This is a genomic window from Dickeya sp. ws52 (genome assembly GCF_007210685.1).
Classification (GTDB): domain Bacteria; phylum Pseudomonadota; class Gammaproteobacteria; order Enterobacterales; family Enterobacteriaceae; genus Dickeya; species Dickeya chrysanthemi.
The window spans coordinates 113,161-127,124 of the sequence record NZ_SZVX01000011.1 but is presented as its reverse complement, the minus strand read 5'-3'; the positions used below and the strand labels follow the sequence as shown (position 1 = coordinate 127,124).

General features: G+C 53.6%; 11 protein-coding genes. 6 read left to right on the top strand and 5 right to left on the bottom strand.

What is annotated here, in order from left to right:
• Positions 1 to 7: 7 nt before the first annotated feature.
• On the bottom strand, positions 8 to 2,671 hold the full coding sequence (gene aceE / locus FDP13_RS12520; protein WP_033575440.1) for a pyruvate dehydrogenase (acetyl-transferring), homodimeric type: 2,664 nt from the start codon (positions 2,669 to 2,671) through the stop codon (positions 8 to 10).
• Positions 2,672 to 2,803: 132 nt separating this feature from the next.
• Positions 2,804 to 3,568: a pyruvate dehydrogenase complex transcriptional repressor PdhR gene (gene pdhR / locus FDP13_RS12515; protein ID WP_012768396.1), complete on the bottom strand. Its 765-nt coding sequence runs from the start codon at positions 3,566 to 3,568 to the stop codon at positions 2,804 to 2,806.
• A gap of 649 nt (positions 3,569 to 4,217) precedes the next feature.
• Here pdhR and FDP13_RS12510 point away from each other — a divergent pair.
• Entirely contained in the window at positions 4,218 to 5,564 is a 1,347-nt protein-coding gene (locus FDP13_RS12510; RefSeq protein WP_143839560.1) for an amino acid permease, read from the top strand.
• 48 nt (positions 5,565 to 5,612) lie between these two features.
• On the opposite strand, the gene ampE is transcribed toward FDP13_RS12510, so the two are convergent.
• Both ampE and ampD read right to left on the bottom strand, forming a co-directional pair.
• The gene (gene ampE / locus FDP13_RS12505; protein ID WP_012768394.1) at positions 5,613 to 6,467 is read right to left on the bottom strand and encodes a beta-lactamase regulator AmpE; all 855 of its coding nucleotides are present in this window, start codon (positions 6,465 to 6,467) and stop codon (positions 5,613 to 5,615) included.
• Positions 6,468 to 6,473: 6 nt separating this feature from the next.
• Positions 6,474 to 7,034, bottom strand: coding sequence for a 1,6-anhydro-N-acetylmuramyl-L-alanine amidase AmpD (ampD, locus tag FDP13_RS12500; RefSeq protein ID WP_027710907.1), 561 nt, complete (start codon positions 7,032 to 7,034; stop codon positions 6,474 to 6,476).
• Between the two features lie 403 nt (positions 7,035 to 7,437).
• On the opposite strand from ampD, the gene FDP13_RS12495 reads away from it, so the two are divergent.
• The 5 genes from FDP13_RS12495 to hofC all read left to right on the top strand — a co-directional run bounded on the left by FDP13_RS12495 (position 7,438) and on the right by hofC (position 12,814).
• Positions 7,438 to 8,301: a nucleoside-specific channel-forming protein Tsx gene (locus FDP13_RS12495; protein WP_033575439.1), complete on the top strand. Its 864-nt coding sequence runs from the start codon at positions 7,438 to 7,440 to the stop codon at positions 8,299 to 8,301.
• Positions 8,302 to 8,575: 274 nt separating this feature from the next.
• Positions 8,576 to 9,466 (top strand): carboxylating nicotinate-nucleotide diphosphorylase, encoded by an 891-nt coding sequence (nadC, locus tag FDP13_RS12490; protein WP_143839582.1) that lies wholly within the window; start codon positions 8,576 to 8,578, stop codon positions 9,464 to 9,466.
• 263 nt (positions 9,467 to 9,729) lie between these two features.
• Positions 9,730 to 10,173 carry a prepilin peptidase-dependent pilin gene (ppdD, locus tag FDP13_RS12485; RefSeq protein WP_012768390.1) on the top strand — a complete coding sequence of 148 codons (444 nt, stop codon included), beginning with the start codon at positions 9,730 to 9,732 and terminating at the stop codon, positions 10,171 to 10,173.
• 5 nt (positions 10,174 to 10,178) lie between these two features.
• Positions 10,179 to 11,600 carry a type II secretion system protein GspE gene (gene gspE / locus FDP13_RS12480; protein WP_143839559.1) on the top strand — a complete coding sequence of 474 codons (1,422 nt, stop codon included), beginning with the start codon at positions 10,179 to 10,181 and terminating at the stop codon, positions 11,598 to 11,600.
• Between the two features lie 8 nt (positions 11,601 to 11,608).
• Positions 11,609 to 12,814: a protein transport protein HofC gene (gene hofC, locus FDP13_RS12475; protein WP_143839558.1), complete on the top strand. Its 1,206-nt coding sequence runs from the start codon at positions 11,609 to 11,611 to the stop codon at positions 12,812 to 12,814.
• 25 nt (positions 12,815 to 12,839) lie between these two features.
• On the opposite strand, the gene FDP13_RS12470 is transcribed toward hofC, so the two are convergent.
• Positions 12,840 to 13,880 carry a GMP reductase gene (locus FDP13_RS12470; protein ID WP_033575436.1) on the bottom strand — a complete coding sequence of 347 codons (1,041 nt, stop codon included), beginning with the start codon at positions 13,878 to 13,880 and terminating at the stop codon, positions 12,840 to 12,842.
• Between the last annotated feature and the right edge of the window lie 84 nt (positions 13,881 to 13,964).

Genomic DNA, 13,964 nt, shown 5'->3' with positions numbered 1-13,964 from the left:
TTCCCTCTTATGCTACGCGCGGGTTAACTTTTTCAGGGTTAATGTCGAATTTCTTGATGGCTTCAGCCACGACAGATTTTTCAACTTCACCGCGTTTAGCCAATTCGCCCAGTGCAGCAACGACCACGTAGGACGCGTCCACTTCGAAGTGGTGACGCAGGTTTTCACGGCTGTCGGAACGGCCGAAACCATCGGTGCCCAGTACGCGATAATCGCTGGCCGGAACGTAGGTGCGTACCTGCTCGGCAAACAGTTTCATGTAGTCGGTAGACGCGACTGCCGGTGCGTCGTTCATCACCTGAGCGATGTACGGTACGCGCGGCGCTTCGGTCGGATGCAGCATGTTCCAACGCTCGCAGTCCTGACCATCGCGGGCCAGTTCCGTGAAGGAGGTGACGCTGTACACATCGGAACCGATGCCGTAATCCTTCGCCAGAATCTGTGCGGCTTCACGCACATGACGCAGGATAGAGCCGGAGCCCAGCAACTGAACCTTACCTTTGCTGCCCGCCACGGTTTCCAGCTTGTAGATACCTTTGCGGATGCCTTCTTCGGCGCCCTGCGGCATCGCCGGCATGTGGTAGTTTTCGTTCAGCGTAGTGATGTAGTAGTAAATGTTTTCCTGCGCGTCGCCATACATACGAACCAAACCGTCATGCATGATGACCGCCACTTCATAAGCGAAAGCCGGGTCGTAGGAAATACAGTTCGGAATAGTCAGCGACTGAATATGGCTGTGGCCATCTTCATGCTGCAAACCTTCGCCGTTCAGTGTGGTACGACCGGAAGTACCGCCGATCAGGAAGCCACGCGCCTGCTGGTCGCCCGCGGCCCAGCACAGGTCGCCGATACGCTGGAACCCGAACATGGAGTAGTAAATGTAGAACGGGATCATCGGCAGATTGTTGGTGCTGTAAGACGTTGCCGCCGCCAGCCAGGATGAACCTGCGCCCAGTTCGTTGATCCCTTCCTGCAGGATCTGACCTTTCTGATCTTCCTTATAGTAGGCGACCAGTTCGCGGTCCTGCGGGGTGTACTGCTGACCGTTCGGGCTGTAGATACCGATCTGACGGAACAGACCTTCCATACCGAAAGTACGCGCTTCGTCGGCGATGATCGGAACCAACCGGTCTTTGATCGACTTGTTCTTCAGCATCACGTTCAGAGCACGAACAAACGCGATGGTAGTGGAGATTTCTTTGGTCTGCTCTTCCAGCAGAGAGCTGAAATCTTCCAGCGTCGGCAGGTCCAGCTTCTCGTCAAATCGTGGCTGACGGGACGGCAGGTAGCCTTCCAGTGCCTGACGACGTTCGTGCAGATACTTGTACTCTTCGGAGTTCTTGTCGAAGGTAATGAACGGCAGTTTTTCGATATCGGCGTCGGCAACCGGTACATTGAAACGGTCGCGGACATAACGCACGCCGTCCATGTTGATTTTCTTGACCTGGTGGGCAATGTTTTTGCCTTCGGCCGCATCACCCATACCATAGCCTTTAATGGTATGAGCCAGAATAACCACCGGCTTGCCTTTGGTTTCCTGTGCTTTTTTCAGTGCAGCGTAGACTTTCTTCGGATCGTGACCACCACGGTTAAGAGCCCAAATGTCGTCATCGCTCCAGTCTTTAACCAGTGCGGCGGTTTCCGGGTATTTACCGAAGAAATGCTCACGCACGTAAGCACCGTTTTTGGATTTGAAGGTCTGGTAGTCGCCATCAACGGTTTCGTTCATCAGCTGAATCAGCTTACCGCTGGTGTCTTTACGCAGCAGTTCATCCCAGCGGCCGCCCCAGATAACCTTGATCACTTCCCAGCCCGCACCACCGAAGATGCCTTCCAGCTCGTTAATGATCTTGCCGTTACCGGTAACCGGGCCATCCAGACGCTGCAGGTTACAGTTGATGACAAACACCAGGTTGTCCAGCTTCTCACGGGTCGCGATAGTGATGGCGCCCTTAGATTCCGGCTCATCCATTTCACCATCGCCCAGGAAGGCGTAAACGGTTTGTTTGGTGGTATCTTTAAGACCGCGGTTATTCAGATACTTCAGGAACTTGGCCTGATAAATCGCGTTGATGGGGCCCAGACCCATCGATACGGTCGGGAACTGCCAGAATTCCGGCATCAGTTTCGGATGCGGATAGGAAGACAGGCCGTTGCCATGAACTTCCTGACGGAAGTTGTTCATTTGATCTTCGGTCAGGCGACCTTCCAGGAAGGCGCGCGCGTAAACGCCCGGGGAGATATGTCCCTGGAAGAACACCAGGTCACCGCCGTCCTGTGCGTTGCGCGCACGGAAGAAGTGGTTAAAGCACACTTCGTAGAAGGTGGCGGAAGACTGGAAAGACGCCATATGACCGCCCAGCTCCAGATCCTTTTTAGACGCACGCAGTACCGTCATCACGGCATTCCAGCGGATTGCGGAACGAATACGGCGCTCCAGATCAAGGTTCCCCGGATAAGCGGGCTCATCTTCTGCCGCGATGGTGTTGATGTAGTGACTGCCGGCACTGCCCGCAGCCACTTTCACACCGCCTTTGCGTGCTTCGGACAGTACCTGATCAATCAGGAACTGAGCGCGCTCAACACCTTCTTCACGGATAACCGATTCGATCGCCTGCAGCCAGTCACGCGTTTCGATCGGATCCACGTCATTGTTCAAACGTTCTGACATGGTGTATTCCTTATCTGTTTCTAATCAGTGGATTTGTCTGGAGCCTGTCTTCTTGTACTCTGTTCCTGTAGGAGAAAGCACAGGAAGACAGGCCCTTCGTCTTGTTACCGCAAACGACCGCCGGTCGGCGGCCTAATCCTTGCGTTGCTGGAGCCGACGCAACGATCGTTCCCGTCGGCTATGTTCCCGGTTAAGTTCCAGCAATACTTCCTCAATAAAAGCCAGGTGACGATGTGATGCTTCGCGGGCTTTTTCCGGCTCACGAGCGACAATCGCTTCAAAAATCCTGGCTCGATGGCTACTCACCTGCGTCAGAACTTCGCGACTCAGATAAAGCAACTCAAAATTCTGCCGGACGTTTTGTTCCAGCATCGGTCCCATACAGCGTAGCAAGTGCAACAACACGACGTTATGCGCCGCCTCGGTCACCGCCACCTGATAGTGCATGACCGCCTCGGATTCCCCTTCCAGATCGCCGGCTTCGCGCGCCGTTTCAATCTGGGCATGGCAATCACGAATACGCTGCAGATCTTCTTCCGTGCCACGCAAAGCGGCATAGTAAGCAGCTATCCCTTCAAGGGCATGGCGGGTTTCGAGGAGGTCGAACTGAGATTCCGGATGATTACTTAATAGTTCCGCCAGCGGATCGCTAACGCTCTGCCAAAGGTTGTTCTGGACGAAAGTACCGCCGCCCTGACGGCGCAACAGTAACCCTTTGGCTTCCAACCGTTGAATCGCCTCGCGCAGCGAGGGGCGGGAAACATCAAACTGTTTTGCCAGTTCGCGTTCCGGCGGTAGCTTCTCTCCGGGGCGCAAGGTTCCCTCAAGGATCAGAAACTCCAGTTGCTGTTCAATCACATCTGACAGTTTTGGTTGACGGATCTTGCTGTAGGCCATGTGAATTCTTCCCGGCGAAAAAGCGCGGAGTCAATTGGTAATACCAATTTTAAAAACGTGAGGCACAAAGTAACAAAGTATTCACCTTCTGTCCATACGGACGTTGCGCGAAATCACCAATCACCCCACTTTTTAACAAATGCCTCAATTCTTGTGGCAAAAGCACGAATCGGTCAGTGGTATGACCATTCTAGAAAGGTCTTCGTTTTAACTTTTTTGAAACCCTAATCAGGCAAAGCTGAACCGTTCAACCGTCGACAAAATGAATAAAAAATCACAAATAAAGAATATAAACTCAAACACAACAATAAGTCGGAACTTTTTATTCTATAATATTCCTAACATATCGCACCGGTATGACAGCGAAAAAGCAACCACGTCGATTGGGCCCCTTATCTCAATAAAATCGTAAAACCTTACCGTACAGATGACGCGGATCATGACATCACACTTTTACGTCGTGCCCCGTAAGAAATCAGTGCAATTCTGCGCACTTATCACTATTCTCTGACGCGCGATAGCGTTGGCGGCGATTTAAGTTCGTCAGCGTCGTAAATATAAAATTACACACACGTAAAAAGACAAACAAACCCGCCAACGCCCGCCGTCGGTGAACGGTTTGTCTTTTCATCGGCAGAGGGTAGAAAGCATGCAAGATCAACAAGACGGTACGCTGCAACGCGGCCTAAAAAACCGTCACATACAGTTGATTGCTCTGGGGGGAGCGGTTGGAACCGGGCTGTTCCTCGGTATCGCACAAACGATCAAAATGGCCGGGCCGTCTGTTCTACTGGGTTATGCTATCGGCGGTTTGATTGCATTTTTTATCATGCGCCAGTTGGGTGAAATGGTGGTGGAAGAACCGGTAGCGGGTTCATTCAGCCACTTTGCCTATAAATATTGGGGTAATTTCGCTGGCTTCGCTTCCGGCTGGAACTACTGGGTGCTTTACGTACTGGTTGCCATGGCGGAGTTGAGCGCCGTCGGCATCTATGTTCAATACTGGTGGCCGGGTGTTCCCACCTGGGTTTCCGCTGCGGTGTTCTTTGTCGTGATCAACGCCATTAACCTCGCCAACGTGAAAATGTACGGAGAACTGGAGTTCTGGTTTGCCATTATTAAGGTCGTGGCCATTATTGGTATGATCGCATTCGGCGGCTGGTTATTGCTGAGCGGGCATGGCGGGCCAGAGGCATCCATTACTAACCTCTGGGCGCAGGGCGGTTTCTTCCCCAACGGCATCAGCGGCCTGGTGATGGCGATGGCGGTGATCATGTTCTCTTTCGGCGGCCTGGAATTGGTCGGGATTACCGCTGCAGAAGCAGACAAACCGGAAGAAAGCATTCCGCGCGCCACCAATCAGGTCATCTATCGCATCCTGATTTTCTACGTCGGCTCACTGGCTGTTCTGCTGTCGCTCTATCCGTGGGGCAAAGTCGTCGAAGGCGGTAGCCCGTTCGTGATGATTTTCCATGCGCTGAACAGCGAGTTGGTCGCCAACATCTTGAATGTCGTGGTGCTGACGGCGGCGCTGTCGGTATACAACAGTTGCGTTTACTGTAATAGCCGCATGTTATACGGCCTGGCTAAACAGGGGAACGGACCGCAATCGTTGCTGAAAGTAGACCGCCGCGGCGTGCCGGTAGTCGCGATTGGTATTTCTGCGCTGGCAACCGCGCTGTGCGTACTGATCAACTACCTGATTCCGGGCAGAGCGTTTGAGCTCTTGATGGCGCTGGTGGTGTCCGCGCTGGTCATTAACTGGGCGATGATAAGCCTGGCGCACCTGAAATTCCGCGCCAGTAAAGAGCGAGAAGGCGTGCAGACTCGCTTTAAAGCGCTATGGTATCCGTTCGGTAACTATCTGTGTCTGGCTTTTATGGTCGGCATTCTGGTTATTATGTCCCTGACGCCGGGCATTCAGATTTCCGTGGTATTGATACCCGTCTGGCTGTTGGTACTGGCCATCGGCTATCGTTTCAAACCGCGTCAATAATCCTTTCTATTGTCAGCATGGCCGCCAGGCCATGCTGTTTCCAAGCCGTTATACCAGCGTACCGTAGAGAGTCAGCAACGCGACCACCACCACCAGCACTAACGTTACCTTCTTCGCCAGCGACACCGCCGCCCTCGGCGTAGCAATCGGGTCGTCATGCACTTCCCGCTCCAGAGAAAATTGAGCCAGTTTGGTCAACACCCAGTATTGAGAAGAACGGGCGTCCATCATGGCGGCAAACCAAGCCGGCAACGCCTTCTCACCATGCCCTAATAGCGCATAAGCGGCACCCGCCAGCCGAACAGGAATCCAGTCCAGCCAATGCAGCAGAGTATCAACGCCGGAATTCGCTCTTTCCAGCGGTGTATGATGGCGAGCCAGACAGCACTGTCGGGCGCGCAATACCGTGTAGCCGACCAGCGCCACCGGGCCATAAGGACCTGCGGCGACGAACCAGAACAACGGCGCCAAATAAAAACGAAAATTTAGCCATAACAGCGCGTTTTGTAGTTCCCTTAGCCGCTCACGCTCGCCGGCATCACGCGGCAGGCCATGCACCAATGCCAGTTCCTCGGCCATTTCCCGGCAGGCATCCGCTTCACCGCGCTGGGCAGCCTGAATATAGCGGTGATAGTGCCGGCGTATTTCCCCCGCGCCGATGCACAACAACCCGACAGCAATCCACAGAAGCAAAATCGGCAAACCAAACAACCATCCACTGAGTAACCACTGCGCCGCCAGGACCACCGCCATACCCACGATGGTCAACAACAATGTTTGCGCCAGCGATGGCGCAGAAAGATGACGGAACACCCGCTCCAGATGGTGATCCAATTGCCAGTGGTCGCCACGCTTAAACAACCGCTCCCACCCCAGGACCAACAATAGGCTAAACAGCGTCATCAGTAATTACTCCCCTTGTTCCGGTGGTGCCTGCCATAATCGTTGATATCGATCCCAGTCGAACGCAGGGCCGGGGTCGGTCTTGCGCCCCGGTGCGATATCGCTATGCCCGGTAATGCGATCAGGCGTAATGCCATAGGCCGCGCTCAGCAACTGCGTAACCTCGGCCAGACGGGCATACTGTTGAGTGGTAAACGGCAGCGTATCGGTGCCTTCCAGTTCAATACCAATCGCGAAATCATTACAACGCTCTCGCCCTTCAAATTGCGATACCCCGGCATGCCAGGCCCGTTGTCCGAATGCCACATACTGTACAATTTCACCGTTACGACGAATCAGACAATGGGCAGATACCCGCAGGTGGCATATTGACGCGAAATAGGGGTGAGCATCCCCATCCAGCGTACCGGTAAAGAGTTGATCAATATAGGGACCGCCAAATTCGCCTGGGGGTAAACTGATGTTGTGAATCACCAGTAATGAAGGGAGTTCACCTTCCGGACGCGCATCCTGATGCGGTGACGGAACGCGTCTGACATCGGTCAGCCAGCCATGTTCGACTTTCATCAATGCTCCTGTTATCTGACGCACCATTCGGTAAACCGTCCACACCACGGCCTGTTGACTTGCCGTCGAACTGCCAGGCCTGCCCGGTTGGCGCGCTCATTATGCAGATATCTTACCGCATCCGCCCTATTCCTGACGTGTTAAAAAACCATTTCGGTTTACCAACGAATATCCTGTCAAAATATACGCACAACCCATGATGTTCTGCTGTTCTTCTGGTATGCTGCGCCCCTTCTTTTCGGCAGAACAGCGTTCGGTTTGCCGCCACAGGCAAACGTTTTCGTTGCTTATTCATCGCCGGAAAGCTTTTCAGCATTTATTTTGTCATTACAGCCCGAATCGTTCTCCGTCGAGCCAGCATATTGTGCTGCTGACTGTGCTTCGGGCAACATAGAGAATCGCCATGAAGAAAATCCTTGCCGCCTGTGCCATCAGCACATTGTCATACAGCCTGCCCACCGTTGCGCAAGAGAGCGCGCCGCAATATCTCTCCGACTGGTGGCACCAGAGCATCAATGTGGTAGGCAGCTATCACACTCGTTTCGGGCCTCAGTTAAACAACGATGTGTATCTGGAATATGAAGCGTTTGCCCGTAAGGACTGGTTTGACTTCTATGGCTACATTGACGTACCGAAAAGCTTTGGTGCGGGCAACACGCCTGATCGTGGTATCTGGGACAAAGGCTCTCCATTATTCATGGAGATCGAACCTCGTTTCTCGATTGATAAGTTGACCAACACACAGTTAGGTTTCGGCCCGTTCAAAGAGTGGTACGTTGCCAACAATATTATCTACGATCAGGGCCGCAATAATGACTCACGTCAGAGCACCTGGTACGTAGGTCTGGGCACCGATATCGATACCGGTACTGACCTGTCGCTGTCCGCCAATATCTATGCCAAGTACCAATGGCAGAACTACGGCGCGCCGAATGAAGATCAGTGGGATGGTTATCGCTTCAAAATCAAGTATTTCTATCCGCTCGCCTCAGTGTGGGGCGGTAAGCTGACCTATATCGGCTTTACCAACTTCGACTTCGGTTCAGACCTGGCTAATGCAGCAGGCCCTTCTCGCACCAGCAACGCCATTGCTTCCAGTCATATCCTGGCGTTGAACTACGATCACTGGCATTACTCAGTGGTTGCCCGTTACTTCCATAATGGCGGCCAGTGGGCAGACGGCACCGAGCTGGATTTTGGCCGCGGTCCGTTTAATGTTCGCTCTACAGGGTGGGGCTACTATCTGGTCGCGGGCTACAACTTCTGATCGTGACTATTCTGATCTCTGATCATGACGATTATGTATCCCGGCTACGGCCGGGATATTAAAACCCACCGCAATAGATTATGTTACTTGCCATCCGGAAACAGGGTTGTGCTCGACATCCCCGCCGACGCCTGTACGCTCCGGTTGAACGGCGGTGCCAGTTACGCCGGGCAAACGCCGAAAAAACACAACACACTGAATTACAATAACGTTAAAAAGATATCACTCACTAAACGGGATAATAGACATTCCGGATTTCCGTCGGAGTAGCATGATGACAACACGTCGTTATAGTCAGGAACAGCGCCAAGCCGAACTGCTCAGCCGTATTGAGCAAGATATCCCAGCCAACGTACATCTGGCCTTATGTGAAGATCTGGGGGGCGAACTCAACCCGGAACACGACATTACCGCCCAGTTATTGCCGGCGGACACCGTCGCCAACGCGGTTATTATTACCCGGGAAGCTGGTGTTTTCTGTGGCCGGCGCTGGGTGGAGGAAGTTTTCCGTCAGTTGGGTCATGGCGTGACCATCGACTGGCTGGTCCGTGACGGCGAGGCCCTGACAGCAAACCAGCCGCTGTGCCGGCTGCAAGGCCCCTCCCGCCAACTGCTCACCGGTGAACGCACTGCCCTGAATTTCCTGCAAACGCTCTGCGGTGTGGCAACCGAAGTCAGCCGCTATGTCGCACAACTGACAGGGACCAAAACCCGATTGCTGGACACGCGAAAAACGCTGCCGGGTCTGCGTACTGCGCTTAAATACGCGGTACTGTGCGGTGGTGGCAGCAATCACCGCCTTGGTTTGGCAGATGCGTTTCTGATCAAAGAGAACCACATTATTGCCGCCGGCTCCATCAAACAGGCCGTTGAAAACGCCCTCCAATTGCGCAACGACGTACCGGTAGAAGTCGAGGTAGAAACGCTGGAGGAACTGCAACAGGCACTGAACGCCGGTGCAGACATCATCATGCTGGATAACTTCACGCTGGCCGCTATCCGCGAAGCCGTAACCTTGACCAATGGCCGTGCGTTGCTGGAAGTATCCGGCAATGTGACGCTGCAAACGCTGCCGGATTACGCCGCCACCGGTGTCGACTACATCTCGGTAGGCGCGCTGACCAAACATATCCAGGCGCTCGATTTGTCGATGCGCTTCAGTTAATCCTTCCCGCTCCACCATCATTTCGCTCCATCAGCCCGGCCTCGCCCGGGTTGATGATTATCCTTGCGCCGTTATTGCTTTTCCGCCAGCACCGTTCACTTTGCACCACGCATTTTGCGAGCCGGCTCGCCTGTTTTCTGTAACAACATACCGCTGAACACTGCCGTTTACCAAGCGGATTCCTGATTAAAAACATCACTATCGCCAGCCATGTCGATGGTCATTATCCTGCCGACACCAAGCCACACCAGGGAACCAATAACATGACACAACAAGGATTTTCACTGATTGAACTGATGGTCGTGATCGTCATCATCGCTATTTTGAGTGCACTAGGTATTCCGGCCTATCAGGGCTATCTGCAAAAAGCCGCCATGACCGACATGCTGCAAACTATGAGCGCCTATAAGACCGCAGTCGATCTTTGCAGCCTCAGCAATGCGGGATTGGGCGAATGCAACGCCGGTAACCAGGGCATTCCCACACCGGCGACATCTCGTTATGTCAGCGCTGTCACCATCAACCAGGGTGTGATTACCCTCACCGGCCAGTCGACCTTGCAAGGGCTGAGCGTGGTTATGACGCCGACGCTGGATACTCAAAACGGAGCATCCCGCTGGACAAGAACCTGCCGTACCGGCACCGAGTCCGATAGCCTGCGGCAGGCATGTGAAGATGTCTTCCGTTTTGATGCGACGGCCGGGTGATAAACATGACGCAAGATAAACAACACCAGGAGCTACAGAGACTTTGCCGTCGCTATCATGCCTTACTGCTGGATATGGACGAGCAAGTAATTTCCGTTGCCGTAGCCGGGTCGGTTGCAGAAGAGCTGGTCGCCGCGCTACGTTTCGCCAGCCACCGGCGGGTTCTGGTAGAACAATGGCCCGCTGCACGACTGGAACAACAGTTGACGTCACCACAGGCCGAAGAAACGACGGCACCTTATCAAACCAATACGGCAGTATACGAAGAACAGGATGATGCGCCGGTTGTCCAGTTTATCAATCAAACGCTGAAACTGGCGATCCAGCGCCGTGCTTCCGATATCCATCTGGAACCGCTGCCTGCCGGTTATCGCGTCAGGTTGCGTATCGACGGGGTGTTGCATGAAATTCCATCCGAGCAGGATTTGCCGACAAACCGTATGATCGCTCGGCTGAAAATCCTGGGGAAACTCAATATCGCCGAACGGCGTTTGCCGCAGGATGGCCAATTCACTCTCCGACTGGAGACAGATACCTATTCGCTGCGCATTGCCACCCTGCCGGTCCAGAACGGTGAGAAAGTTGTGCTCAGGATATTGCAGACTCAGCAACAGGCGCTGGAACTGGACGAACTCGGCCTGTCTGAGCAATGGCTGCAACACGTCAAGCAAACACTCAGCCTGCCGCAAGGTCTGATTCTGGTTACCGGCCCTACCGGTAGCGGTAAAACATTTACGCTGTATAGCGCCATTCGCTGGCTAAATGACGTCACCCGCAATATTTGCAGTGTGGAAGACCCGGTAGAGATTCCATTAGCCGGCATCAATCAAACGGCTATCCATACACAGGGACAGTTGGATTTCGCCCGGGTATTACGCGCGCTACTACGCCAGGATCCCGATGTTGTCATGATCGGCGAAATTCGTGATGCCGAAACCGCCGAAATCGCCGTTAAGGCCGCTCAAACAGGTCACCTGGTACTCTCCACCCTGCATACCAACTCTGCTCTTGATACGCTGATTAGGCTAGGACACCTCGGCATTCCCGGTTATCTGCTGGCTGCGGCACTCAAACTGGTGATAGCCCAACGGCTGGTAAGAAGATTGTGCCCACACTGTCGGCAGTGGGTGGCAGACGTTACAACCCTGCCGGACAGTCTATGGCAAGGCCCACTGCAACATTGGCGGGCAACAGGATGTGAACACTGTTTTTCCGGTTACTACGGCCGGGCGGCCATTTATGATTTATTGCCGATCACACCTGAGCTTCAGCAGGCTTTATCTTGTTCTCCATCGCCATCTGATAACAACCCGACACACTCTTTGCACCGGGAAAACCGGTTACTCTCCGCCGGGTTAGCGTTGGTTCACGAAGGTATCACCTCACTGGAAGAACTCTACCGTGTTGTAGGCAATCACATTGAATAGGGACGTTTATGGCAGTACAAAAGCTCTACTACTGGCAAGCGCTACGCAGCAATGGCGAACACTGCTCAGGCGAACGTATCGGTACCGGACGAAGTGAGATTTACCAGTATCTGCTGGAACTGGGCTACCAGCCGCTACGGCTGAAAACCGGGCAATACCTGACCCAGCGTTACTGGCAAGGCCCCCAGCTCGCTATCATCATCCGGCAACTGGCGACCTTGCTGCAAGCCGGATTGCCCTTACTGGATGCATTAGACTTGCTTGGGCGCCAGCACGAGAAGGCCGGCTGGCGCTGCCTGTTACAGGAAATTCGCCTGCAAGTCAGCCAGGGGCGCGCACTCTCGGAAGTGCTATCGGATTATCCCGCCGCCTTCCCGGTCATGTGCAGTTCACTCATCTCCGTTGGCGAATTAACGGGAAAACTGGATGAATGCTGCGCCAGATTGGCAAACTATCAGGACATGCAACGCCAGTTGACGGGAGCAGTGATAAAAGCCTTACGCTATCCCGCGTTTGTGATTGCGGTGGGGATGATGGTTACATTACTTATGCTGATGTTGGTATTGCCTGAATTCGCTGAGCTATACGCCTCTTTTGACGCGCCGCTTCCCTGGCTAACACGAACGTTGCTGGCGTTATCGGATGTCTTGGGCCGCTATGGCGTGTTATTTATCTCCCTTAGCGGCGTAATATTACTGGCTTACCGAAAATTGCGGCGGCGGCAAGTCGAATGGCAAAAACGAGAACAGCGACTATTACTGAAGCTACCGTTGCTCTCCACACTGATACAAGGCCATTGCCTAAGCCAGATCTTTCATACACTGGCGATGACGCAGCAAGCGGGGTTGACGCTCTTATCGGGTCTCAGCGCCGCAGCCACCTTGAACAACCCGGTATATCGGCAATCGCTAACGGAAATCCAAAAGCAACTTGAGCAAGGCATTCCGCTGGGGCAAGCCATCCATAACTATCCGGTGCTTTATCCCGCCCCCTGCCACCAACTTATCAGTGTTGGTGAGGAAACCGGGGCTCTCGATCAGTTATTTGCCCGGCTGGCAGACTGGTATGAAAGTCATACACGACAATTTGCAGATACGCTAACGCAGACACTGGAGCCATTGTTGCTGGTCATCGTTGGCGGGTTGGTGGGCACACTGGTTATCGCCATGTATCTGCCTATTTTCCAGTTGGGCAATGTACTGGCAGCCACCTGAGCCCGTCAGTACATAACCATGCCGATCAACCATTAAATACGGGGTTTTCCTGCTCGGCGACACGAATGAAAGTGGTGCGTTTAGTCAACTCCTTCAGACGCGCGGCTCCCACATAGGTACAGGCGGAACGCAATCCACCAAGAATATCACGGACCGTATGTTCTACCGGGCCACGCAACGGCAGACACACCGTCTTCCCTTCCGCCGCACGGTATTCAGCAACGCCACCAACATGACGCTCCATCGCAGAAGCGGAACTCATGCCGTAAAACAGCATCATTTTACGACCCTCTTCTTCAATAATCTCGCCGCCGCACTCTTCATGGGCCGCCAGTAACCCACCCAGCATCACGAAATCAGCGCCGCCGCCAAACGCCTTGGCCACATCCCCCGGCACAGTACAGCCCCCGTCACTAACAATCTGTCCGCCCAGACCATGTGCCGCATCGGCACACTCGATCACCGCCGACAATTGCGGATAACCGACACCGGTTTTTACTCGCGTAGTGCAAACAGAACCGGGACCAATCCCCACTTTGACGATATCCGCCCCCGACAACAACAGTTCCTCAACCATTTCACCCGTCACCACGTTACCGGCACAAATGACCTTGTCAGGAAAAACGTCGCGCGCTTTCTGGACAAAATTGACGAAATGCTCCGAATACCCATTAGCGACATCAATGCAGATAAACTTCAGTTCCGGCGATAATGCTAAAATCTGCGTCATTTTCTCGAAATCATTATCAGAGGTTCCGCTCGATACCATGACATAGCGCAGCACATCAGCCGTAGTACCGTCGATGAACCGTCGCCACTCGGCCACGGAATAGTGCTTATGTACGGCGGTCAGCAACTCAAATGACGCCAATGCCTGCGCCATCTGGAAAGTCCCCACCGTGTCCATATTGGCCGCAACCACAGGGATACCTGACCAGCCACAACCGGCATGCAAAAAACTAAACTCACGCGTCAGTTCAACGTCGGCACGGCTTTTCAATGTCGAGCGTTTGGGGCGGATAAGCACATCTTTAAAACCCAGTTTAATATCTTCTTCAATACGCATGATGAACGACCTGATGAAGTGAGGAACATGATTCAGGGAGGAATGCGCGATAATCTGCCATTCATGATGATCATACGCCCGAAT